This window comes from Burkholderia latens (genome assembly GCF_902499045.1).
Classification (GTDB): Bacteria; Pseudomonadota; Gammaproteobacteria; order Burkholderiales; family Burkholderiaceae; genus Burkholderia; species Burkholderia latens.
This window is the reverse complement of the sequence record NZ_CABVPL010000036.1, coordinates 1-21,118: the sequence shown is the minus strand read 5'-3', so window position 1 is coordinate 21,118 and position 21,118 is coordinate 1. Positions and strand designations below refer to the sequence as shown.

Annotated in this window: 23 protein-coding genes; 7 read left to right on the top strand and 16 right to left on the bottom strand. The window is 65.1% G+C overall.

Annotation, left to right across the window (positions count from 1 at the left end):
* Window positions 1-31 precede the first annotated feature (31 nt).
* The 4 genes from BSE24067_RS21985 to BSE24067_RS21965 are packed head-to-tail and all read right to left on the bottom strand — an operon-like array spanning window position 32 to window position 2,058.
* Window positions 32-418 (bottom strand): hypothetical protein, encoded by a 387-nt coding sequence (locus BSE24067_RS21985; protein WP_151064775.1) that lies wholly within the window; start codon window positions 416-418, stop codon window positions 32-34.
* A gap of 5 nt (window positions 419-423) precedes the next feature.
* Window positions 424-819, bottom strand: a complete 396-nt coding sequence (locus BSE24067_RS21980) for an Imm41 family immunity protein (protein WP_170297470.1) — start codon at window positions 817-819, stop codon at window positions 424-426.
* 22 nt (window positions 820-841) lie between these two features.
* Window positions 842-1,798 (bottom strand): VENN motif pre-toxin domain-containing protein, encoded by a 957-nt coding sequence (locus BSE24067_RS32620; protein WP_244122280.1) that lies wholly within the window; start codon window positions 1,796-1,798, stop codon window positions 842-844.
* A 35-nt stretch (window positions 1,799-1,833) separates the two neighbouring features.
* Entirely contained in the window at window positions 1,834-2,058 is a 225-nt protein-coding gene (locus tag BSE24067_RS21965; RefSeq protein WP_151064773.1) for a hypothetical protein, read from the bottom strand.
* A gap of 157 nt (window positions 2,059-2,215) precedes the next feature.
* Here BSE24067_RS21965 and BSE24067_RS21960 point away from each other — a divergent pair, with 157 nt between their 5' ends.
* Window positions 2,216-2,803: a hypothetical protein gene (locus tag BSE24067_RS21960; protein ID WP_151064771.1), complete on the top strand. Its 588-nt coding sequence runs from the start codon at window positions 2,216-2,218 to the stop codon at window positions 2,801-2,803.
* Window positions 2,804-3,129: 326 nt separating this feature from the next.
* Here BSE24067_RS21960 and BSE24067_RS21955 read toward each other — a convergent pair whose 3' ends face one another.
* Window positions 3,130-4,722: an ABC-F family ATPase gene (locus tag BSE24067_RS21955; protein WP_151064770.1), complete on the bottom strand. Its 1,593-nt coding sequence runs from the start codon at window positions 4,720-4,722 to the stop codon at window positions 3,130-3,132.
* A 172-nt stretch (window positions 4,723-4,894) separates the two neighbouring features.
* Here BSE24067_RS21955 and BSE24067_RS21950 point away from each other — a divergent pair, with 172 nt between their 5' ends.
* A complete protein-coding gene (locus BSE24067_RS21950; RefSeq protein WP_151064842.1) occupies window positions 4,895-5,347 on the top strand; it encodes a lipocalin-like domain-containing protein in 453 nt (150 codons plus the stop codon).
* Window positions 5,348-5,485: 138 nt separating this feature from the next.
* Here the strand turns inward: BSE24067_RS21950 and BSE24067_RS21945 are convergent, their stop codons facing one another.
* A complete protein-coding gene (locus BSE24067_RS21945) occupies window positions 5,486-7,774 on the bottom strand; it encodes an AsmA family protein (protein ID WP_174904856.1) in 2,289 nt (762 codons plus the stop codon).
* Window positions 7,775-7,926: 152 nt separating this feature from the next.
* On the opposite strand from BSE24067_RS21945, the gene BSE24067_RS21940 reads away from it, so the two are divergent.
* Together BSE24067_RS21940 and BSE24067_RS21935 are read left to right on the top strand one after the other, a co-directional pair.
* Window positions 7,927-8,628, top strand: a complete 702-nt coding sequence (locus BSE24067_RS21940) for an ABC transporter ATP-binding protein (RefSeq protein WP_151068556.1) — start codon at window positions 7,927-7,929, stop codon at window positions 8,626-8,628.
* Window positions 8,625-9,428 (top strand): ABC transporter permease, encoded by an 804-nt coding sequence (locus tag BSE24067_RS21935; protein WP_151068555.1) that lies wholly within the window; start codon window positions 8,625-8,627, stop codon window positions 9,426-9,428. Before BSE24067_RS21940 ends, BSE24067_RS21935 begins: the two co-directional genes overlap by 4 nt.
* Before the next feature lie 42 nt (window positions 9,429-9,470).
* Here the strand turns inward: BSE24067_RS21935 and BSE24067_RS21930 are convergent, their stop codons facing one another.
* From BSE24067_RS21930 to BSE24067_RS21920, 3 genes are all read right to left on the bottom strand, one after another.
* Window positions 9,471-9,935 (bottom strand): PliI family lysozyme inhibitor of I-type lysozyme, encoded by a 465-nt coding sequence (locus tag BSE24067_RS21930; protein WP_151068554.1) that lies wholly within the window; start codon window positions 9,933-9,935, stop codon window positions 9,471-9,473.
* Window positions 9,936-10,149: 214 nt separating this feature from the next.
* Window positions 10,150-10,701: a DUF6013 family protein gene (locus tag BSE24067_RS21925; protein ID WP_151068553.1), complete on the bottom strand. Its 552-nt coding sequence runs from the start codon at window positions 10,699-10,701 to the stop codon at window positions 10,150-10,152.
* A gap of 160 nt (window positions 10,702-10,861) precedes the next feature.
* Window positions 10,862-11,878, bottom strand: a complete 1,017-nt coding sequence (locus BSE24067_RS21920; RefSeq protein ID WP_151068552.1) for a zinc-binding alcohol dehydrogenase family protein — start codon at window positions 11,876-11,878, stop codon at window positions 10,862-10,864.
* Window positions 11,879-12,007: 129 nt separating this feature from the next.
* Between BSE24067_RS21920 and BSE24067_RS21915 the strand changes: the two genes are divergently transcribed.
* Window positions 12,008-12,940 (top strand): LysR family transcriptional regulator, encoded by a 933-nt coding sequence (locus BSE24067_RS21915; protein ID WP_151068551.1) that lies wholly within the window; start codon window positions 12,008-12,010, stop codon window positions 12,938-12,940.
* 173 nt (window positions 12,941-13,113) lie between these two features.
* Window positions 13,114-13,959, top strand: coding sequence for a phosphoserine phosphatase SerB (gene serB / locus BSE24067_RS21910; protein ID WP_151068550.1), 846 nt, complete (start codon window positions 13,114-13,116; stop codon window positions 13,957-13,959).
* 75 nt (window positions 13,960-14,034) lie between these two features.
* Here serB and BSE24067_RS21905 read toward each other — a convergent pair whose 3' ends face one another.
* From BSE24067_RS21905 to rimO, 4 genes are all read right to left on the bottom strand, one after another.
* Window positions 14,035-15,219: a cystathionine beta-lyase gene (locus BSE24067_RS21905; protein WP_151068549.1), complete on the bottom strand. Its 1,185-nt coding sequence runs from the start codon at window positions 15,217-15,219 to the stop codon at window positions 14,035-14,037.
* 112 nt (window positions 15,220-15,331) lie between these two features.
* Window positions 15,332-15,874, bottom strand: coding sequence for a hypothetical protein (locus tag BSE24067_RS21900; protein ID WP_174904855.1), 543 nt, complete (start codon window positions 15,872-15,874; stop codon window positions 15,332-15,334).
* Window positions 15,875-15,893: 19 nt separating this feature from the next.
* On the bottom strand, window positions 15,894-16,829 hold the full coding sequence (locus BSE24067_RS21895; protein WP_151068697.1) for a sugar kinase: 936 nt from the start codon (window positions 16,827-16,829) through the stop codon (window positions 15,894-15,896).
* Window positions 16,830-16,832: 3 nt separating this feature from the next.
* Window positions 16,833-18,194, bottom strand: a complete 1,362-nt coding sequence (gene rimO / locus BSE24067_RS21890; RefSeq protein ID WP_151068698.1) for a 30S ribosomal protein S12 methylthiotransferase RimO — start codon at window positions 18,192-18,194, stop codon at window positions 16,833-16,835.
* 267 nt (window positions 18,195-18,461) lie between these two features.
* Here rimO and BSE24067_RS21885 point away from each other — a divergent pair, with 267 nt between their 5' ends.
* Window positions 18,462-18,716 carry a hypothetical protein gene (locus tag BSE24067_RS21885; RefSeq protein WP_151068699.1) on the top strand — a complete coding sequence of 85 codons (255 nt, stop codon included), beginning with the start codon at window positions 18,462-18,464 and terminating at the stop codon, window positions 18,714-18,716.
* Window positions 18,717-19,120: 404 nt separating this feature from the next.
* On the opposite strand, the gene phaR is transcribed toward BSE24067_RS21885, so the two are convergent.
* The 3 genes from phaR to BSE24067_RS21870 all read right to left on the bottom strand — a co-directional run.
* Complete coding sequence (phaR, locus tag BSE24067_RS21880; protein WP_011549704.1) at window positions 19,121-19,687, bottom strand: polyhydroxyalkanoate synthesis repressor PhaR; 567 nt, start codon at window positions 19,685-19,687, stop codon at window positions 19,121-19,123.
* A 118-nt stretch (window positions 19,688-19,805) separates the two neighbouring features.
* Window positions 19,806-20,546, bottom strand: coding sequence for a 3-ketoacyl-ACP reductase (locus BSE24067_RS21875; RefSeq protein ID WP_151068700.1), 741 nt, complete (start codon window positions 20,544-20,546; stop codon window positions 19,806-19,808).
* 116 nt (window positions 20,547-20,662) lie between these two features.
* Window positions 20,663-21,118, bottom strand: a 456-nt coding sequence (locus tag BSE24067_RS21870) for an acetyl-CoA C-acetyltransferase (protein WP_477021219.1), incomplete at its 5' end; no start/stop codon positions are given.

The window sequence follows — 21,118 nt, the reverse complement described above, 5'->3', positions numbered from 1 at the left end:
ACCATCGACTTCACCTCTTTTATTTGATCAGTCATTCCTTGAACCCATATTCAGGCGGAATTTTCCAATCATCACTTGGGAATTTTGGCCAACTGAAGCGGGGATCGGCATAAGCCTTTTTTACGTCGTGCATTAAGCCGTCGAAGAAACCCGACAGGCCCTGAAGAGCAATTCCGGCATGGATTAATCCTGCTTTCGCCGTCAACTTGTCCCCCTGATTCATGGCCGATTCATACAGATCGAGGGCATCCCGAACGCGGCGCATTTCTTTCGCGAACAATTCCTCTTGATCCCTCTTCCAATTGATATACCACTCTAGGTCGTCCGCTTCTTCGTTGTACGCACGCAGATCAGCATCCGTCAAGCCATGTGACAGCGCCAAGTCCCGCAACAAGGTTTTGATTCGATTCAGTTCCATAGCTATCAATTTCCCGCCCCACTCCCGAGCAACGGATTTCTCTCTTCGAAGCAAGCTTCTTGATCTGGCATTTTTCTGACAAAAAATCCCTCAAAAACCATGCGGACTCGCTCACGCAAATCATAAACCCTCTCACGATCAAGATTTTCGATTTCATACAAATCGCTCTGGTCGAGATGGGAGCAAATTGCATTCATCACGAAATTGAAAATCATAAATACTTCGGCATACAGATTGGCTTCGATCGTCTTTTCGTGGGCAAGTGCATACAACGCCGCTTCCAGCAGCCAATATTGTTCCTCTTGCCAGATTCCTTGCTCATGTAAGACGCCAGCAAAGGATTTCTCGTCGTAGGCGGGCGATGAGAAGATATTTTTTTTAAAAATAGATTTCGGGTCCATTTTTTCACTCTCCTTTTCGACTTCACTTAACCTTAATCCTACGCCCCTGCCCCGCATCTGTCTTATCCGAATTTTCAGAGCCGTCAAGATTGACAACTTTCTTGAAGTTGCCGTTTCCGTCGAAGACTTCAAGGTGATTCATATGTGATCCATCAAGATAGAAAAGATCGCCCTTACTAATTGAACCGGTGTTGGATGTTGCCTTATAAACTGCCTGCCCTTGATATCGATAATTCGTCTTCTGTGAAGCGCCGCTCAAATCGGAACCAAACCCTGGCATATCAAAAAACGCGCCCATGTTACCGACGCCACCCTGATTCGGCTTGTAACCCGCCATCGTGAGCGGGTCGTTCATCATCTGCTGAAGCCAGCCAGGCGTGAGCGCCGTGATGATCGCCTCAACCGCTCTTTGCGCACCAAGCGGACTGATCAGCGGTCCGGCCTTCGCACTCGAATCAAGCTCGGTCGAATTGTCGATAATGGCATTGTCACCCTTGTCCCGGCTTTGTCCTGTGAATCCCGGCAGCTTGAATCCTGACAGCCAAGTAGGCGGCGGCGCCATCTGTGGCGGCGCTATCTGATTATTCTCGACTTCGATCTTAGCTGCACCTGCTGCCGTCGCGATATCCTGACCCGATATCGCTGCAACGCCGGCAACCAAGCTCGACACCAGGTTGTCGCGAGCTTCGCGCTCCTCTGAAGACATGTTGGTCGTCGGAGCCATCAAGCTTCCGATTACCGAGCTTGCGGCGGCTCCCATTGCGCCAACGCCACACGCTTGACCGCCTGCCGCCGCGCCGGAACACCCTACGATCGCATGAAGTGCTGCGCGCGCCTCTTCACTGCCCACGCTGTCGGCGATTTGCTCGACCTGATTCGCACCAAGCTGTTGCACGTATGCGATCGTCGCATTTTGCGCGAGTTGCCCCATGCCGCCCGTTACGTTGCTACCGGCCGCAACCGTGAGCGCGGTCAACACCTGACGATACGTGCCGCTCGGCCCCCACTCTGCGGTCAACTGATCGGCACGTTGTTGGGCCGCTGCTCGTTGTTCCGGCGTAAGGTTGGGATCGTTTGCAGCCGCTTTTGCCGCATCCGCTTCTTTCGCGCGATGGCATCGTAGTACCGATCAGAGGGAAAGGCGGTTACGATTCTCTGTTCAATGAATATCAGCAGGCGTTCGAGGATGCCGAAGAAGACGGTTCGCGCAAGAAAGCCCTTCCTTTCAGGTAATGACAAGTGGAAATTTTGGCGACGATCATCCTCTGTTGAAATAATTTAACATCACACAAAATACTCCAAACACAATCCGATTCAATACCTTGCGCTCGGGTGCGCAAAGCTGTACAAACCATGGAATCAACAGAAAATCAACCCCTCGGTTGAACCATTGTTGATGACGATGAATGTCAGATTGGTCGATGTGTATCGGAGTGTATGGGACGCCAATGATTTGGATGAGTTGATTGGCGATCGCGTAACGCACATTAGTCCGATGTGCCAAGGCCTGAACTCGTACCAAAACTATGTAGCTGCTGCATTTTTGGCCTCATTGAAACTGATACCTCAACAGTCGGCTGCGTACGATGAAATAATACCGGCCTACAACTTAGATGTCGATCGGACTGTCGATCAGTGTATTCAATTCTTGCTTCGATGCAATGCGCGCGATGCCAATTCCGATAGGCCATGCCTTTTCTTAGTGACCGGTAAGGAAATTGCGCTAGAACTGCAAATGCAACTTGAAGATACAGTGAGCCTTGTCAGTCCGGAGGAACTTGACAAGACTTTCCGGCCTCGTCACTTAATTGAGTTCCGTCAAAAAGGAACCGAAGAGCAGCGAAAACAGCGCGTTGCAGCATACAACAACAGCAGCAAGGGAAAGGCATGTGTAGCGCAGTTCGCAGCGAAGCTCGGGGATCGTAAGGCAAAATACGGTCGCATCGGTTCGGCGATTTCGCCGAAGGACGATCTTGAAAGCTGATCCCGGAATGATCGGGCTAAGCAGGAAGTCGCGGAACTGGAGCAGCGTCGCGCAGCCTTGAAAAAGGGAGCGCGACGCCGTACTTGATCAAAGTGACATTGCGGCGCACGAATCGACCTATCCAGCGCCCTTGTGACGTTCCCCACAACAGAAGAGCCCATACCGGCAGCCCGCCAGTATGGGCTTCGGGGTCCACAAGACTTCCCTTCCAAGCATTGCCGCGCACTCACTAACGCAAGCTCGCCGGAAACCCGACTGTCCCATCGGGACAATTCCGCGGGACAATTGGACACATGAACGGTGGTCTTGGGACAAACGGGAGATTTTTACTCCTGCCCCTGACTCGTCAGGAACTCCTCATAATTCCCACCAAAGTCGAACAACGTCCCATCCGTCCGCACTTCGATGATCCGGTTCGCGAGGCCGCTGACGAACTCACGGTCGTGCGACACGAAGATCAGCGTGCCTTCGAACTGCTCGAGCGCGATCTGCAGCGACTCGATCGACTCCATGTCCATGTGGTTGGTCGGCTCGTCCATCAGCAGCACGTTGTGGCGGCCGAGCATCAGCTTGCCCCAGATCATGCGGCCCTTCTCGCCGCCCGACAGCACCTTCACCGACTTCTTGATGTCGTCCGACGAGAACAGCAGACGGCCCAGCGTGCCGCGCACCATCGTTTCGTCGTCGCCTTCCTTGCGGTACTGGTCGATCCAGTCCATCAGCGTGATGTCGTCCGGGAATTCCTCGTACGTGTCCTGCGGCATGTAGCCGACGTTCGCGTTCTCCGCCCACTTCACCGTGCCGTGATCGAGCGGCAGGTTGCCGAGCAGCGCGCGCAGCAGCGTCGTCTTGCCCGCGCCGTTCTCGCCGATGATCGCGATGCGCTCGCCCGGCTGCACCGACAGGTTGAAGTTCTGGAAGATCGTGCGCTCGTACTTCTTCGTGATCTCTTCGGCGATCACCGCGACGTTGTGCAGCTTCTTGTCGAACTCGAAGCGGATGAACGGGTTCTGGCGCGACGACGGCTTGAATTCCTCGATCTTGATCTTGTCGATCTGCTTCGCGCGGCTCGTTGCCTGACGCGCCTTCGACTTGTTCGCCGAGAAGCGGCGCACGAAGTCCTGCAACTCGGCCACGCGCTCCTTTGCGCGCGCGTTCGCCGCGGCCTGGCGCTCGCGCGCCTGTGCCGACGCGAGCATGTAGTCGTCGTAGTTGCCCGGCCAGACCTTCAGCGTGCCGTAGTCCATGTCGGCCATGTGCGTGCACACCGAGTTCAGGAAGTGACGATCGTGCGAGATGATGATCATCGTCGAGTTGTACTCGTTGAGCGTGTGCTCGAGCCAACGGATCGAGTTGATGTCCAGGTTGTTGGTCGGCTCGTCGAGCAGCAGCACGTCCGGCTTCGAGAACAGCGCCTGCGCGAGCAGCACGCGCAGCTTCCAGCCCGGCGCGACGTCGGCCATCGTGCCGTTGTGGAACTTCTCCTCGATGCCGATGCCGAGCAGCAGCGCGCCCGCGCGCGCCTCGGCGTCGTAGCCGCCGTATTCGGCGAACTTGCCTTCGAGCTCGGCCGCGTGCATGTAGTCGTCGTCGGTGGCGTCCGGATTCGCGTAGATCGCGTCGCGCTCGGTCATCGCGGCCCACATTTCGGTGTGGCCCATCATCACGACGTCGAGCACGCGCACGTCTTCATACGCGAACTGGTCCTGGCGCAGCTTGCCCAGGCGCACGTTCGGCTCCAGCGCGACGTTGCCGGCGCTCGGCTCGAGATCGCCGCCGAGGATCTTCATGAAGGTCGACTTGCCACAGCCGTTCGCGCCGATCAGACCATAGCGGTTGCCCTCGCCGAATTTGACCGAGATATTCTCGAACAAGGGCTTCGGCCCGAATTGCATCGTGATGTTGGCAGTAGAAAGCACGGCAGGTCCCGTAAGAGAGAAATCGACGGAAAACCGTGTATTTTAGCAGGTGTCGGAGAAACTGCCGACCGCACCGCTGCAGCGGCGTCGCGCACGTCCCGCCCGGCGCCGCTCAGCCCCGTCGACACGACGGCACGCGCGTCATTGCCGTCATACCGGAACCCGCATGCCTATGCCTTCCAGCCAGCTTCGCGACCAACTCGTCGGCGCATGGCGCCTCGAGTCCTACGAAATCCGCCCGCGCGACGGCAGCACCGTCACCTACCCGCTCGGCCGCGACGCGCGCGGCTGGATTCTCTATACGCCGGACGGCTACATGTCCGCGCAGTTGATGGCAGCCGGCCGGCCGCCCTATGCGGACGGCGACCTGCACGGCGGCAGCCGCGAGGAACGCGCCGCCGCCGCGCGCGGCTATGTCGCGTACTCGGGCCCTTTTTACGTCGACGACAACGGCACGCTGACGCATCAAATGGACGTGAGCCTGTTTCCGAACTGGATCGGCAACGTGCAGCAGCGAGTCGTCAGCGTCGACGGCGATCGCCTGCAGCTCGGCACAGCCGAGCCCATGGTCATCGACGGCCGGCAGGTCGACGCGGTGCTCGTCTGGGTGCGCGCCCGCCGCTGACGCCGCCGCCCCTGTGGCGGCCGGACGCCCGGCGCAGGAGCATGCCGGCCGGCCGCTGCGCTTGCTGCGGCCGCGCCGGCATCGCGACGAACGCGGCCGGCGCGTGTGCCGGGCCGGATCCCGCCGCGCCGCCGCGCGTCACTTGCTCGCCTTCGCCGCCCCCTTCTGCGCGGCCTTCGCATTCATCTGCCCGAACAACTGCGCGCACGGCACGTCGCGGTTGTTGCTCGGCGCGATCAGCGGGATCAGCGCCGCGAACGGATTGATCAGCCCGAGCCCGACCATCGCGCCGGCGCGCAACGCGAGCGCGCCCGCCTCGACACCGACCTTCGGGTTCTTGAACGTGCCCTTCGCGTATAGCGGCGAGCGCAGCGAGAAGATCCGGAAGCCCTTCGTGTGCGGATGGATCTTCAGGTCGAGCGATTCGTCGCGCAGGTTGATCGGCCCGTCCACGTTGATCAGTGCATCGTCCGTATCGAGTGCGAAAACCTTCGGCTCGAGCATCCCGTCGTTCGCGACGAAATCGATCGCCGCGCAATTGATGTTGACGTCGCGGGTGCCGAACAGCTTCTCGTAGACGACGTTCGCGACGTTCAGCCCCGCCGCCTCCATCAGCAGGAGGCTGATGCGGCCGTCCGTCACGAGCGCCTTCACTTCGCCGGTCGACGTCGCCGCGAGCGCGGCCGGCGAATTGCCGGTCGCCGACAGCGACGCGTCGCCGTTGATCTCGCCGAGCGCGGTCTGCATCACCTTCTGCGTCGGGAACAGCTGCTTGAGCTTCAGGTGGCGCGCGCTCAGCGTGAAACGCCCCTTGAGCGGCGTGCGGCTGCCGTCGAGATGCGCATTCGTGGCGAGCGTGCCGCCCGCGACGCCGAACTGCAGCGGTTCGAGCGTCAGCACGCCGTCCTGCAGCAGGATGTGCGTGTACAGGTTCGTGATCGGCAGTTGCGGGCTCTTGATCAGCTTGCGGCCGGTGAACTTCACGTCCGCGTCGATCGCGCTCCAGCGCTCGGTCCGGAATGCCGCGACCGGCAGCACGCGGTCCGGCGGCTGGCGCGTCGTGTCGCCGCGCTTCTTCTTGCTCGCGGCCGAATCGGCGCCGATCACCGGCGCGAGGTCGGAGAACTGCAGCAGGTTCGACACGAGCTCGCCCGACAGCTTCGGCCGCGGCTCGCGCTGCGCCCACGTCAGCGTGCCGTGGAGATCGCTGCCGCCGACGCGGCCGTTGAAGTTCTCGTAACGGAACACGCTCGCGTTCTGCCTGATCTGGCCGATCAGGCGCCCTTCCGTCGCGTACGGCGGCGTGTCGGGCAGCGTGATGCCGGTGAGCTGGTACAGATGCGACATCGACGTGCCCTGCAGCCACAGCCGCAGGTCGAGCGCCGCCAGATGCATCGGATCGGTCAGCGTGCCGACGATCGCGAGCCGCGTGTCGTCGGCCTTCACGTCGGCCTGCAGCGGGAACGGCTGCGTCGCGTTCTCGATCGCCAGCACGCCGCCCACCTTGCCGGTGCCGGCGATCGGCACGTTCTTGTAGCGGCCGTCGAACTTGAGGCCAAACGCATAGGTCGGGCCAGACGGCTTCGCGGGCGCTGCGGCGCCCGATGCACCGCTCGCGCCGGCTGCCGGCGCGCTCGCCGATGCGGAAGAGACCGCGGCACCGGGCGCCGCGGCGGACGCCCCCGACGCCGCAACGGCCGATGCGCCGCTCGCGCCCTGCGCCGCCGATGCGCCGGACGCGGGCGCCGCGTTCGCCTTCGCCGCCAGTTGCGCGGCGCCGTGCTTGCCGACACGCTGCGCCGACGCCGCGCGCGACTTCTGTTCCTGCTCCTTCAGCACGTCGCCGAGCGGAATCGGCTGGCCGAGCGTATCGATCCCGATCGTCAGATCAGCCTTGGTAAGCGCGTCGCGATAGACGACGGTTCCCTTCGCGAACGCGAAGCTGTCGAGCCGCACGTTCCACGTCGTCGGTTGCCCCGATCGCTTGAACTGGAACGTCCACGTGTTGCGGCCGTCGGCGAGCCGTTCGAGGTCGACCGCGGGATTGACGACGTCGATCGACGGAATGACGATCTGGTGAGCGAGAAGCGGAAGAATCGCGAGATCGAAGTGCGCGGCGTCGAGCGTGACGAACTTGGGGCCTTTCGCCCAGTCGGGGTTGCCGATCTCCAGTTGCGTGGCCGAGATGCGAGGCCACGGCACCCATGCGCGCCAGCCGGTTTCGCCCTGCGGGCGCCGCCAGTCGACCCTGAGATCGCCGTTGATCGCAAACGAACGGCCAAGCGCGGTACTCACATGTTCGTTGACCCACGGTTTCGCGCGGTTCCAGTCGAACGTGACAATGAAGACGCCGGCAGCCACGATGATCAGTGCGACGATACCGACGATCCATGCAGCCGTTTTGCCGATGGCTCGGGTTAGCGTCATGGCGGTTCCGTTGTTGTTCTGCAGAATTCGCGCGCCATGCCGGGCTCGTTGCGAAAGCGAACGGAACACGACGTCGGCGGCTTTTCAATGAGTATTATGACGCACGGCGCTGCAACGCCTCGGCGCCATTAACGCTTTTTTTCATTTGTGACATGACAACCCCCACCGGTCTCATCGATGCACAGCGCATCACGCGCCGCGACGCAACCACAGGCAAGACGTTGCTGACGCCGACCGACTTCAGCCTCGCCGCGGGATCGCGAATTGCTATCACGGGACCGTCGGGCTCCGGCAAGAGCGTGCTGCTGCGCGCGCTCGCGCTGCTCGATCCGCTCGATGGCGGCCACGTGCTGTGGCGCGGCAAGCGCATCCGGCGCGGCGCGATTCCACGCTACCGGCGCAGCGTCGCATACGTGCGCCAGCGGCCCGCGCAGATGGACGGCACCGTCGAAGCGCAATTGCGCTATCCGTATTCGCTCGCGGTCTATCGCGGCGCGACGTTCGACCGCGCGCGCGTGCAAGCGCTCGCGGCACGCGCTGGCCGCGGCGCCGATTTTCTCGACAAGCGCGCAAGCGAACTGTCGGGCGGCGAAGCGCAAATCGCCGCGCTGCTGCGCGTGCTGCAGCTCGACCCCGACGTGCTGTTGCTCGACGAGCCGACGTCGGCGCTCGATCCCGACTCGACGCGTGCGATCGAAGCGCTCGTCGGCGCATGGTTCGACGCGGCATCGGACACGCGTGCATACGTGTGGATTTCGCACGACCCGGCGCAGGCCGCACGGATCGCCACGATGCAGCTCGTGATGCAGGCCGGCGTGCTGGATGGCGCGAATCCGCCGGAGGCCGCCCAATGAGCCCGGCGCTGCAGGACCTCAGCCTCGTCGACGTCGGCATCGCGGCCGCGCTCGTCGCGGTGAACGGCGCGATCTCGGCCGCGCTGTCGCTCGGCCTCGGACGCCAGCTCGCGCTCGCGGCCGTGCGCACCGTCGTGCAGTTGCTCGCGATCGGCTACGTGCTCGGCTGGGTGTTCGGCCATCCGCACTGGACCGTCGTGCTGCCGCTCACCGCGCTGATGACGCTGATCGCGGGTTTCGCCGGCGCCGCGCGCGGCAAGCATGCGTATCGCGGACAGCGCATCGACAGCATCGCGTCGATCTGGCTCAGCAGCTGGCTCGTCGCGGCGATCGGCCTGTTCGTCGTGATCCGCATCCATCCGTGGTACGAGCCGCAATACGCGATCCCGATCCTCGGCATGATCCTCGGCAATACGCTCACCGGCGTGGCGCTCGGCGTCGAGCGGATGATGGACGAGCTCACCGCGCGGCGCGACCGCGTCGAGACCGCGCTCGCGCTCGGCGCGACGCGCTGGGAAGCCGCGCAGGACGCCGCGCGCCAGGCCGTGCGCGCGGGCATGCTGCCGACGCTGAACCAGATGGCCGTCGTCGGCGTCGTAAGCCTGCCGGGGATGATGACCGGCCAGGTGCTGGCCGGCCAGTCGCCGCTGCAGGCCGTGCGCTATCAGATCGTGATCATGTTCCTGATCGCCGCGGCGTCCGCGCTCGGTACCGTCGGTGCAGTGCTGATGACGTATCGCCGCCTGTTCTCGGCCGATCACCGGTTTCTTGCTGCGCGGCTCCAGGAACGCGCGCGTTGACGCGCGACGCCGCGACGCATGCGGCATTCGTACGATAGGCGGTCAGCGCGCGGCGCGGCGCTTGTCGAGGGCCGCGCGCAACGCGGCTTTCACGTCGGCATCGGGCGCGAGCCCGTCGGCCGACGCGACGAGCCGCACCGCACGCGGCGTCGTCACATAGGCGTGCGCGCCGACATAGCCGCCGCTGCCGGCCGAGCGTGTCGTGACGACCAGCGCCTCGCGCGCACGCGCGCCGAGGTCGGCCGTGAAAGCGTCGACGACGGTGCCGTCGCGCGCATGCAGCACACCGGTCACGTAGTCGTCCGTATCGAAGCCGTGCGCGGTCGAATACACGCGTACCGCATAGCTGCCGGTCGAACACGGTTCGAGCGCGCCGCTCGACACGACCGCGGTCTGCTGCCGCGACGGCAGATCGACTTTTTTCACGAAGCTGCACTCGTCGGCCGCGTGCGCACGAAGGGCAACGAATGCGGCTGCCGACAGCAGCACGCGCATGCAATGTTTCATCGGATTGTCGTTCGAGGAAATGGCGGATGCCGACGAGGATAGCGTGACCTCGGCGGGGCGTCACGCAACGCGCCGCGCGGCCACCGGCGCGCGCCGCGGCCGGACAGCAGCCGCGCGCCGCGGCATCGTCACGCGCGGCGATCCACGGATCGCCCGGACACGGCGGAGACTGGTTGCGCGCGCACCGGACACATTTCCGGCGCACGCACGCCACTCAGTGCTTGATCGACACGGTCACTTTCGTGCCGTCGCTCATCGTGACCGACTTCGACCCGCCGTTGGTCGGAATCGACACCCACTTGACCTGGCTCACCGACACGACGTCCGGGCACTGCAGCGACTTGCCGCCCGCGCTCACGTTGCGCGTGCCTTTCGGCGCGGCCGCCTGGAAGCTCAGCTGCACGTTCGCGTTCCCCTTCGCATCGACCGACGGCGCGAGCCGCACCTGGGTCTGGCGCACCATCGCGCCGTTCGCGTCGCGCGGCAGGTTGTCGGCGTTCGGGCAACCGTCCTGCATCGCGACCGCGCCGCCCGGCGGCACCGACTTCCAGTTGAAGTCGTCCGTTTCGCCCGAGCGGATCTTGCGGGTTTCCTGCGTATTGCCGAAGGTCTTCGAATCGACCTTGACCGTGTATTCGAGCTGCCCCGTCCCGCCGCCCTTCAGGCTGCCCTTGACCGGCGGCGCCGCGAATACGCTCGCGCTGACGCACGCCGCCGCGAACACGGCCGACCACGATGCGGCGACTGACAAGCTGCGTTGGCTCATGCTGACCTCCTTGTAATGCGGCGGCACGCGCGTGCCGCGCGGTTTTCGATGCATGATGCGTTGCCAGTCTACCGCCAAGCGGCATGCAATGCGCCGCGAACGCATCGGGTGTTACCCCGCTTGCGTTCGCGGCCGCGCATCCCGTACGCGCGATGCCGGATCAGAAGCCGCTCAGCACCAGCTTGCCGATCGCGCGCCCGCCTTCGAGCAACTGGTGCGCGCGCCGCACGTTCGCCGCGTTGATCGTGCCGAGCTGTTCGCCGAGCGTCGTGCGCAGCGTGCCGTCGTCCACGAGCCGCGCGACCTCGGTGAGGATCTTGTGCTGCTCGATCATGTCCGGCGTCTCGAACATCGCACGCGTGAACATGAATTCCCAGTGGAACGCGGCGCTCTTCGCCTTCAGCAGCTCGACCGGAACCGGCTTCGCGTTCTCGACGATCGTGCAGATGCCGCCCTGCGGCCGGATGACCTCCGCCGCGGCGGGGAAATGATGGTCCGTGTCGTTGAAGATCAGCACGTAGTCGACGTTCGGATAACCGATGTCCCGCAGTTGCGCGGGCAGGTCGCCGAAATGGTCGACCACGTCGTCCGCGCCGAGCGAGCGCACCCATTCGGCCGATGCGGGCCGCGACGCGGTCGCGATCACGCGCAGCTTGCCGAGCGTCTTCGCGAGCTGGATCGCGATCGAGCCGACGCCGCCCGCGCCGCCGATGATCAGCACCGACTTGCCCGCATCGGCGCCCTGCGGCGACACGCGCAACCGGTCGAACAGCGCCTCCCACGCGGTCAGCGCGGTCAGCGGCAACGCGGCCGACGCCGCGAAATCGAGCGTGCGCGGCTTGTGCGCAGCGATGCGTTCGTCGACCGCGTGGAATTCGCTGTTCGCGCCGGGGCGCGTGATGCTGCCCGCGTAGAACACCGCGTCGCCGGGCCGGAACAGCGTGACCTCCGCGCCGACCGCGACGACCGTGCCGGCCGCATCCCAGCCGAGCACGCGCGGGCTGTCCTCGACCTGCGGCTTCGGCGCGCGGACCTTGGTGTCGACCGGGTTCACGGAAATCGCCTCGACCTTCACGAGCAGGTCGCGCGGGCCCGGCTCGGGTTGCGGCACTTCGACGTCGAGCAGCGCCTGCGGGTCGTCGATCGGCAGGTAACGGGTCAGTCCAACGGCTTTCATCACGGAGGCTCCTATCAGGTTCGGGGAATCGGACAGGCCGCGGCGCGGCCCATGAATGCCATCGTAGGACGCCCGATCATTCGAGAAAACCGCTATATTTCCTGAAACATTTTCAGGAATATCAGAATAATGACCGCCGATCCGATTCCGTCCCCCGACAAGCCGCTCGATCTGCTCGACGTCGGCCTGTTCGTGCGCGCCGCGCTGCTCGCGAACGTCAGCGCGGCCGGGCGCGAGTTCGGCGTGTCGGCCGCGGTCGCGAGCGCCCGCATCGCGCAGCTCGAGCGCCAGCTCGGCGCGCGATTGCTGCATCGCACCACCCGCCGCATCAGCCTCACGCAGGACGGCGAAGTATTCATGGCCCGCGCCGAGGCGCTGCTGTCGGCCGCCGACGCCGCGCGCGCGTCGGTCGGCCACGGCCGCAGCGAGCCGTACGGCCGGCTCAAGGTGTCGATGTCGTCGTCGTTCGGGCGCCAGCACGTCGCGCCCGTGATTCCGGCGTTCCTGCGCCGCTATCCGTCGGTATCGCTCGACCTGCGTCTGTCCGACGAGATCGTCGATCTCGTCGACGACGGCTACGACGTCGCGATCCGCCTCGGCGCGCTGAAGGATTCGACGCTCGTCGCGCGCAAGCTGGCCGCGAACCGGCGCGTGCTGTGCTGCTCGCCCGCGTATCTGGCGGAGCGCGGCACGCCGCGCCACCCGGCCGATCTCGCGCAGCACGAATGCGTGATCCTCGGCGACCAGCGCGACTGGTCGTTCGTCACGCCGCAAGGCCGGCTCACCGTGCGTGTCGGCGGCCGGCTCGTCGCGAGCAACGGCGAGGCGATTCGCGAGGCGCTCGTCGACGGCTTCGGCATCGCGATCAAGTCGACGTGGGACGTCGGCCCGCTGCTCGCGAGCGGCGCGCTCGTGACCGTGCTCGACGACTACCCGTTCGCGGACGACGTCGCGATCTGGGCCGTCTACCCGAGCCGCGCGCACGTGCCGCTGAAGACGCTCGCGTTCATCACATTCCTGGCCGAACACTTCGGCGATCCGCCGTACTGGGATCGCGCCTGAGTGGCGTCCGGTAGGCGGCGCCGGCGCCGCCGCGGATGATCCGATCGCGCCCGGACATCAACCGGCTACAATGGCGCGTTCGCGACGCAGCGGCCCCGCCGGGTGCGGCCCGCGCTCGCACGCGGCCGCCTGGCGGCCGCGCACGCGTTTCATTCGCTTCCAATCATTCCGTCATGACCCACAACCTCGTCATCCAGAGTCTCGCGCCGCTGTCGGACGCGCATCACAAACCGCTGCTCGCGCTGTCGCGCGGCACCCGCATCGTGCAGACCGACGAGCATGCGCTGCGCATCGAAAACGCGAACCCGGCGCAGCGCCTCGACATCGACGCATACTGCGGCACGCATGCGCTCGACTTCGGCTTCGTCGAAGCCGGCCGGACGCTCGCCGATTTCGGCCTCGTCGTGATGGACATGGACTCGACGCTGATCACGATCGAATGTATCGACGAGATCGCCGATTTCTGCGGGCTGAAGACACAGGTTGCCGAGATCACCGAAGCGTCGATGCGCGGCGAGATCCGCGACTTCAACGAAAGCCTCACGCGCCGCGTCGCGCTGCTCGCGGGGCTCGATGCGCAAGCGCTCGAGCGCGTGTACGACGAGCGGCTGCAGTTGTCGCCGGGCGCGGAAACGATGCTGGCCGGCGTCAAGGCCGCGGGCCTGAAGACGCTGCTCGTGTCGGGCGGTTTCACGTTCTTCACCGAGCGCCTGAAGGCACGCGTCGGCCTCGACTACGCGCATGCGAACACGCTGGAAATCGTCGACGGCAAGCTGACGGGCAAGGTGCTCGGCGAGATCGTCAACGCGGACGTGAAGGCGCGCCTGCTGCGCGACACGTGCGCATCGCTCGGCATCGCGCCGAGCCGCGCGATCGCGATGGGCGACGGGTCGAATGACCTGAAGATGATGGCCGAAGCCGGATTGTCGGTCGCGTTCCACGCGAAGCCGGTCGTGCGCGATGCGGCGACCGTCGCGTTCGACCACGTCGGTCTCGACGGCTTGCTGCGGCTGTTCTGATTCCCACACACCGCCAATGAAAACGCCGGCGCGATTCAACATCGCGCCGGCGTTTCGTTTTCCGTTTCGATCCGGTTATCGGCCGAGCGTGGCCTGCATCGCGCGTTCGATGTCCGCGCGCAGGTCGCCTTCATCCTCGAGACCGACGTAGAAGCGCACCAGCGTGCCGCGATGCGGCCAGTCCGTGCGCATCGACGCCACGTCGTACGGCATTGCGAGGCTGCACGCGCCGCCCCAGCTCCAGCCGATTGCGAACAGCTCGAGCGCCTCGACGAATCGATCGATCTGCTCGCTGCTGTAGCGTTCGTCGAACACCACGGAGAACAGCCCGCCCGCGCCGGTGAAGTCGCGCACGAACGATTCATGGCCCGGGCAGTCCGGCAGTTGCGGATGCAGCACCGCCGCGATCTCCGGACGCCCCTTCAGCCATTGCGCGAGCGCGAGCGCGCTCTTGCTGTGCGCGTCGAAGCGCACCTGCATGCTCGGCAGGCTGCGAATCACCAGCGAGCAATCGTCGACCGACACGCCGATCCCGCAGCGCATCCGCGCGAGCTTCAGTTGCGCATGCAATTCCGCGTTCGCGGTGATCGTCGCGCCCATCAGCACGTCGCTGCCGCCCGACTGGTATTTGGTCAACGCCTGCACCGAGATGTCGACGCCGTGCTCGAACGGCTTGAACGCGAGCCCGGCCGAATACGTGTTGTCGATCGCGGTGACGATCCCGCGCGCGCGCGCGGCCGTCGTGATCGCGCGCACGTCGGGCACTTCCATCGTCACCGAGCCCGGCGCCTCGATCCAGATCAGCCGCGTGTTCGGCCGAATCAACTCGGCAATCCCGGCGCCGACGAGCGGATCGTAGAAACGCGCGGTGATGCCGAAATCCTTCGCGAGCCAGTTGCCGAAATCGGCGTTCGGCCCATAGACGTTGTTCGGAATCAGCACGTCGTCGCCCGCCTTCACGATCCCGAAGTAGACGTTCGTGATCGCGGCGAGGCCCGACGGCTGCAGCAGCGCGTGCGTGCCGCCCTCGATCTCGGCGAGCCGCTGTGCGAGCGCGAGCGACGTCGGCGTCGCATGCAGCCCGTAGCGCCACTGGTTGTCGTTGTGCCACACGAGCGCGCGCATCGTCGCGAGATCGGGGAACACGACCGTCGACGCGCGCGCGACCGGCGGCACGAACGAGCGGAAGCCATCCGGAATGACGTCGTCGGGTTGAACGATGCGGGTTTGCAGCGCGCGCTTCGGGTTGGATGCAGTCATGGCAGGAGGCCGTAGCAAGGCCGTTCGGTTGCGGAAGATGCCGCTAGATTAGCCAAAATCGGCACGGTTGGCCCGGTACAATGCGCGCCGCATGCGCCAAGCCAGCACGCGTTCAGTCGCCGGTTCGCAGGTTCACCACGCCGGCGACCGTCTCGATCTCCTGCACGCGGCCGTCGCGCACCTGCAGCGCCGCGCGCTTGTCCGGCGCCGGGCGCAGCACGACCGGTTGCGGGTCCGATTCATCCGAATTCATCCGGTCGGCCTTCAGCGCGCCCGTCGCGTCGAAGCGGCCGATCCACACGCCCGTGATGTTCGTACCGTCGTTCGATTCCTCGATCTCCAGCGTGTCGCCGTCGCGATCGCCGGCGAGCAGGATCACCTCACCCGTGTCGGCGAACTGGTATTCGCCGTGCACGCCCTCTTCATCCGCCTTCGGCCCGAGATGGACGACGATCGGACGGTCGCCGAGCGTGCCTTCGTAGCGCGGCAGGCGCGCGAATTCCGGGCTCGGCCGCAGCGGCCGCGCCGGCGCCGCTTCATCCTGCTGCGCGCCCGGCGCCGTGGCCTGCGCCGCGGCCGCCCCCGGCATCGCAAGCGCCGCGGCCAGCGCGCCGGCGATCACCAGCGCCCGTTGCCATTCCGAATATCGACCCACTTCGTGTTGCTCCCTTGCTTCAGATTCGCCCGCCCTGCATCAGGCGTTCCACTGCCGCGCGATGCGGAATCGGCGCGACCGCGCCGTAGCCCGTCGTCGACAGTGCCGCCGCCGCGTTAGCGTAACGCGCGGCCGTGAACGGATCGTCGCCCGCGACGAGCCGCGCGACGAACGCGCCGCCGAAGCAGTCGCCCGCGCCCGTCGCGTCGACGGCCTCGACCGCGAAACCCGGCACCACGCGCCGTTCCGCCGGCGTCGCAACGTACGCGCCTTCCTTGCCGAGCTTCAGCGCGACGACCTGCGGCCCGTGCTCGAGCATCGCATCGACGATCGCGTCGCGATCGTTCGCGCCCGTGAGCGCCGTGACGTCGTCCCAGCTCGGCAGGCAGATGTCGGTCTGCCGCAGCGCTTCGCGCATTACCGCCCGCGCGCGCGGCAGCGGCCACAGCTTCAGGCGCAGGTTCGTGTCGAAGCTCACCTGCGCACCGTTGCTGCGCGCATGCGCGATCGCCGCGAATGCGGCGTCGCACGCGGCCGTGCTGATTGCGAGGCTGATGCCCGACAGATGCATGGCCTTCGCCGCGGCCAGCGCATCCAACGGCAGGTCGGCCGCCGAATACCGGCTCGCGGCGGAACCCGCGCGCAGATAATCGAACTGATGACCGTCCGCGCCGTGCGTGACGAAATACACGCCGGTCGGTGCGGTGCGGTCAATCCGCACGTACGTCGTGTCGACCTGCTCGGCCGCCCACATGTCGGTCAGCAAGCGGCCGAACGGATCGTCGCCGATCGCCGACACGAAGCCCGTCGACGCGCCTTGGCGCGCCGCGGCGATGCAGAAGTTCGACGTGTCCCCGCCGAAGCCTTGCAGGAACTCGGGACGGCCCGGCTGCGCCTGGTTGAATTCGATCATCGCCTCGCCGAGCGCGAGGATCTGCGGGAACGCTGCGGGCATCGCCTAGACCTCGCCCCACAGGTCGTGGCCGTCCGCGCCGGTGATCTTCACCGACACGAAATCGCCGACCTTGTAGCGCTTCGACGCCTTCGCGGCCGGCTCGACATAGACGACGCCGTCGATCTCCGGCGCATCCGCGGCCGTGCGGCCGATGCCGCCTTCCGCGCTGACTTCGTCGATCAGCACCTTCACGGTCTTGCCGACCTTGCGCTGCATGCGCCGCGCCGACACTTCCTCCGCGACTTCCATGAAGCGCGCGCGGCGCTCTTCGCGAACCTCGTCGGGCAATGCGCCGTCGAGCTCGTTCGCCGTCGCGCCTTCGACCGGCGAATACGCGAAGCAGCCGACGCGATCGAGTTCCGCGTCGCGGACGAAGTCGAGCAGCGTTTCGAACTGCGCTTCCGTCTCGCCGGGGAAACCGGCGATGAACGTGCTGCGGATCGTCAGGTCCGGGCAGATCTCGCGCCACTTCTGCACGCGCTCGAGCACCTTCTCCGCGTTCGCCGGACGCTTCATGCGCTTCAGCACTTCCGGATGCGCGTGCTGGAACGGCACGTCGAGATACGGCAGCACGTGGCCCTTGAACGGGCCTTCGGCCATCAGCGGAATGACTTCGTCGACGCTCGGATACGGATACACGTAGTGCAGGCGCACCCACGCGCCGTACTGCGCGGCGAGCTCGCCGAGCGCGGCGACGAGGTCGGTCATGCGCGTCTTGATCGGCTTGCCGTTCCAGAAACCCGTGCGGTACTTCACGTCGACGCCGTATGCGCTCGTGTCCTGCGAGATCACGAGCAGTTCCTTCACGCCCGACTTGAACAGGTTCTCGGCTTCGAGCATCACTTCGGCGACCGGACGCGACACCAGATCGCCGCGCATCGACGGGATGATGCAGAACGTGCAGCGGTGGTTGCAACCTTCGGAGATCTTCAGGTACGCGTAGTGGCGCGGCGTGAGCTTGATGCCGGCGGCCGGCACGAGATCGACGAACGGATCGTGCGGCTTCGGCAGGTGCGAATGCACGGCCTGCATCACTTCGCCGACCGCGTGCGGGCCGGTGACGGCGAGCACCTTCGGGTGAACTTCCTCGATCAGGTTCGAGCCGCTGGCGCTGGACTTCGCACCGAGGCAGCCGGTGACGATCACCTTGCCGTTCTCGGTCAGCGCTTCGCCGATCGCGTCGAGGCTTTCCTGCACGGCTTCGTCGATGAAGCCGCAGGTGTTGACGACGACGAGGTCGGCGCCGTCGTACGTGCCGGAGATTTCATAGCCTTCGGCGCGCAGCTGCGTGATGATTTGTTCGGAGTCGACGAGGGCCTTCGGGCACCCGAGCGATACGAACCCTACTTTGGGGGACTGGGACATCTGGAATGTGGGGGCGTGGCGGCAAAAGCGTGAGTTTACAGCTATTTATGGGTCAGCGAGGCAAAACCGGCGGACGAAACGCCGGGGTCGCGGCCCCAATATGCGGCGAGCACGAGCGAACCCGCTCGCCGCGAGGCATCGGAAATCCAGCCCTTTCACGACGGCGGTGAGCGCCCTGCACCACCGCTCGACGATCGCCGCGGCGCGGCCGCGCCGCTATGCGAGAATCCCGACATCCGCTCTCTTCACCTACTAGACGGGGTTCGCATGACCACCCACATCACGATCGAATTCACCGAGCACGCTGCCGAAACCATCACCGAGCAGACCAACACCAGCTTTTCGTATGACCAGGGCGCGCATGTGCCGCAGCCGGGCGACTTCGTCGAGCTCGAGAATTTGCGCCAGACGTTTCTCGTGATCGGCCGCGTGTTTTCGCTGAAGGCGAACTACTGTGCGGTGAAGCTCGTCCTCGACCTGCCGCCGGCGGACGAACACGAGGATTTCGGCCAGGCCCACTGAACGGGTCGACGGACCGCTGCGAGCGTGCGTGTCGACGCGCTTCGGATCCGTCGCATGCTTTGTGTCGGTCGGGCGGCGCTTGTGCCACGCCGGCGCGACGCGGCACCGAACATCTGATCGTGCCCGTGACCGGGACGAACGCGCACCGTCCGGCGCGACATGTTCCGGTGGTGCTTCGCTGCTGATGCGGAATTCGAACGACCGACGACGGTCATGCCTGCGCTGCGCGACAGCGCGCGTAGCAGGTGCCGACGATCAGGAACGACCGTCGGCGACCCCTTGCGGCGGCGAGCCGCCGACCATCGCGGCGCCGAAGCACGCGCGCGGCGCAACCGCACCGCTGCGCGTCACGGCGCCGGCCATCCGCCAGCTCGCGCCGCCGCGGCCGGCGTGCCGCGCAAGCGTTACTTCTTTTCGGGTTCCGGCGCACCCGGTTGCTTGAACGGGAACGTGCTGAACATCGACTTCGCCTGGTTCTGCATCTGCTCCTGCATCTGCACGAACATGTTCTTCGACTGCTCGATGTAGCTCGTCATCATCCCTTGCATCATCGGCGCCTGCATGTTCATGAACTGCGACCAGACTTCCGGATTCATCGCGTTGCCTTCGTAAAGGTTCTTCGACTGATCGGCAAGCTTGTTCTGGATGTCGATGAATGCCTGGATGTTCTTTTCGAGGTACGTGCCCATCATCCCCTGCATCGCATGACCGTAGAAACGGATGATCTGCGACAGCATCGACGACGAGAACATCGGCACGCCGCCGCTCTCCTCCTCGAGAATGATCTGCAGCAGGATGCTGCGCGTCAGGTCTTCGTTGGATTTCGCATCGACGACCTTGAAGTCCTCCTGCTCCAGCACGAGCTGCTTGACGTCGGTCAGCGTGATGTACGTGCTTGTCTCGGTATCGTAGAGCCGGCGGTTCGGATACTTCTTGATGAGCCGCTCGGCCGTTTTCTTTGTAGTAGTCATGTAACGCCTTTCGGTGCAGCGTAGCGCAAGTGACAAATCCCCGCCTCCCGGAGCGGGAGGCGGGGGCCTTCGGAAACGCCAGGCTGCACGGCCGAGCCGGCCTGCGCAGCCCGGACGTTCAGCCCATGTGCAGGCCGCCGTTCAGCGAGAAGTCGGCGCCCGTCGCGAAGCCGGAATCGTTCGACGCGAGCCACGCGACGATCGAGCCGATTTCCTCCGGCGCGCCGAGACGCCGCACCGGAATCGTCGCGACGATCTTCTCGAGCACGTCCGGACGGATCGCCTTCACCATGTCGGTGCCGATGTAGCCGGGCGATACCGTATTGACCGTCACGCCCTTCGTTGCGACTTCCTGCGCCAGCGCCATCGTAAAGCCGTGGATCCCGGCCTTCGCGGTCGAGTAGTTCGTCTGGCCGAATTGCCCTTTCTGGCCGTTCACCGACGAAATGTTGATGATCCGGCCCCAGCCGCGTTCGACCATCCCGTCGATCACCTGCTTCGTCACGTTGAACAGGCTCGTCAGGTTGGTGTCGATCACGGCCGTCCAGTCTTCGTGCGTCATCTTGCGGAACACGACGTCGCGCGTGATGCCCGCGTTGTTGACCAGCACGTCGACCTCGCCCACTTCGGCCTTGACCTTGTCGAACGCTGCCTTGGTCGAGTCCCAGTCGCCGACGTTGCCTTCCGACGCGATGAAATCGTAGCCGAGCGCCTTCTGTTCCTCGAGCCACTTCACGCGGCGCGGCGAGTTCGGGCCGCAGCCTGCGACCACCTTGAAGCCGTCTTTCGACAGACGCTGGCAGATGCTGGTGCCGATGCCGCCCATCCCGCCCGTTACGTACGCAATTCGCTGAGACATAAATCTCACTCCATTTTTAGATTCGAGAGCTGCCGGAGGCCCCCTCTGACTTCACGTAACGCCGGCCGAAGCCGCAATCGGCCGGCGCCCGGATTGCTGTGGCGACGAACGTCCGGTTACGGACGCTCGACCGCGAGCGCGACGCCCATCCCGCCGCCGATGCACAGCGACGCCAGCCCGCGCTTCGCGTCGCGCTTGGCCATCTCGTGCAGCAGCGTCACCAGAATCCGGCAGCCCGACGCGCCGATCGGGTGCCCGATCGCGATCGCCCCGCCGTTCACGTTCACCTTCGACGTGTCCCAGCCCATCTGCTTGTGCACCGCCAGCGCCTGCGCCGCGAACGCCTCGTTGATTTCCATCAGGTCCAGGTCGCCCGGCGTCCAGCCCGCGCGCTCCAGCGCACGGCGCGACGCCGGCACCGGACCCATCCCCATCACGCTCGGATCCACGCCCGCGTTCGCGTACGCCTTGATCCGCGCAAGCGGCGTCAGGCCGAGCGCCGCCGCCTTCTGCGCCGACATCACCAGCACCGCCGCCGCGCCGTCGTTCAGCCCCGACGCGTTCGCCGCCGT

Excerpts from the sequence above, each read along its gene's own strand:
- BSE24067_RS21875 (WP_151068700.1), bottom strand. The coding sequence starts at position 20,546 with ATGTCTCAGCGAATTGCGTACGTAACGGGCGGGATGGGCGGCATCGGC.
- BSE24067_RS21935 (WP_151068555.1), top strand. The coding sequence starts at position 8,625 with ATGAGCCCGGCGCTGCAGGACCTCAGCCTCGTCGACGTCGGCATCGCG.
- BSE24067_RS21960 (WP_151064771.1), top strand. The coding sequence starts at position 2,216 with ATGACGATGAATGTCAGATTGGTCGATGTGTATCGGAGTGTATGGGAC.
- rimO (WP_151068698.1), bottom strand. The coding sequence starts at position 18,194 with ATGTCCCAGTCCCCCAAAGTAGGGTTCGTATCGCTCGGGTGCCCGAAG.
- BSE24067_RS21920 (WP_151068552.1), bottom strand. The coding sequence starts at position 11,878 with ATGAAAGCCGTTGGACTGACCCGTTACCTGCCGATCGACGACCCGCAG.
- BSE24067_RS21905 (WP_151068549.1), bottom strand. The coding sequence starts at position 15,219 with ATGACTGCATCCAACCCGAAGCGCGCGCTGCAAACCCGCATCGTTCAA.
- BSE24067_RS21925 (WP_151068553.1), bottom strand. The coding sequence starts at position 10,701 with ATGAGCCAACGCAGCTTGTCAGTCGCCGCATCGTGGTCGGCCGTGTTC.
- BSE24067_RS21945 (WP_174904856.1), bottom strand. The coding sequence starts at position 7,774 with ATGACGCTAACCCGAGCCATCGGCAAAACGGCTGCATGGATCGTCGGT.
- BSE24067_RS21985 (WP_151064775.1), bottom strand. The coding sequence starts at position 418 with ATGGAACTGAATCGAATCAAAACCTTGTTGCGGGACTTGGCGCTGTCA.
- BSE24067_RS21885 (WP_151068699.1), top strand. The coding sequence starts at position 18,462 with ATGACCACCCACATCACGATCGAATTCACCGAGCACGCTGCCGAAACC.
- BSE24067_RS21930 (WP_151068554.1), bottom strand. The coding sequence starts at position 9,935 with ATGAAACATTGCATGCGCGTGCTGCTGTCGGCAGCCGCATTCGTTGCC.
- phaR (WP_011549704.1), bottom strand. The coding sequence starts at position 19,687 with ATGACTACTACAAAGAAAACGGCCGAGCGGCTCATCAAGAAGTATCCG.
- BSE24067_RS21895 (WP_151068697.1), bottom strand. The coding sequence starts at position 16,829 with ATGCCCGCAGCGTTCCCGCAGATCCTCGCGCTCGGCGAGGCGATGATC.
- BSE24067_RS21980 (WP_170297470.1), bottom strand. The coding sequence starts at position 819 with ATGGACCCGAAATCTATTTTTAAAAAAAATATCTTCTCATCGCCCGCC.
- BSE24067_RS21940 (WP_151068556.1), top strand. The coding sequence starts at position 7,927 with ATGACAACCCCCACCGGTCTCATCGATGCACAGCGCATCACGCGCCGC.
- serB (WP_151068550.1), top strand. The coding sequence starts at position 13,114 with ATGACCCACAACCTCGTCATCCAGAGTCTCGCGCCGCTGTCGGACGCG.
- BSE24067_RS21950 (WP_151064842.1), top strand. The coding sequence starts at position 4,895 with ATGCCTTCCAGCCAGCTTCGCGACCAACTCGTCGGCGCATGGCGCCTC.
- BSE24067_RS21915 (WP_151068551.1), top strand. The coding sequence starts at position 12,008 with ATGACCGCCGATCCGATTCCGTCCCCCGACAAGCCGCTCGATCTGCTC.